General features: G+C 65.4%; 1 protein-coding gene. It reads left to right on the forward strand.

What is annotated here, in order from left to right:
• On the forward strand, positions 1 to 512 hold a 512-nt coding region (locus D5S19_RS04475), incomplete at both ends, for a polyketide synthase (RefSeq protein ID WP_147397337.1).

Here is a 512-nt window from a genome sequence, read left to right on the forward strand (position 1 = left end):
CTGGAACGGCTTTCCGATGCTCGCCGCAACGGGCATCGGGTACTGGCGGTGGTTCGGGGTTCGGCGATCAATCAGGACGGTGCGTCCAACGGTCTTACTGCGCCGAACGGTCCTTCGCAGCAGCGGGTGATCCGTGCCGCGTTGTCCGCCGCCGGTTTGTCCACTTCGGACGTTGATGTGGTGGAGGCGCATGGTACGGGCACCTCCCTGGGTGATCCGATTGAGGCGCAGGCGTTGCTTGCGACGTATGGCCGGGGTCGTGTGGAGCCGTTGTTGTTGGGTTCGATCAAGTCGAATATCGGGCATGCGCAGGCGGCGGCGGGGGTGGCGGGGATTATCAAGATGGTGGAGGCTATGCGGCGTGGGGTGGTTCCGCGGAGTCTGCATATTGACGAGCCGTCGCCGCACGTCGACTGGTCTTCGGGCGGGGTCGAACTGGTGGCTGAAGAACGCGTGTGGCCGCGGGTGCAACGTCCGCGACGGTCGGCGGTGTCGTCGTTCGGGATCAGCGG

Source organism: Amycolatopsis panacis (assembly GCF_003600245.1).
In the GTDB taxonomy this organism is placed as follows: Bacteria; Actinomycetota; Actinomycetes; order Mycobacteriales; family Pseudonocardiaceae; genus Amycolatopsis; species Amycolatopsis sulphurea.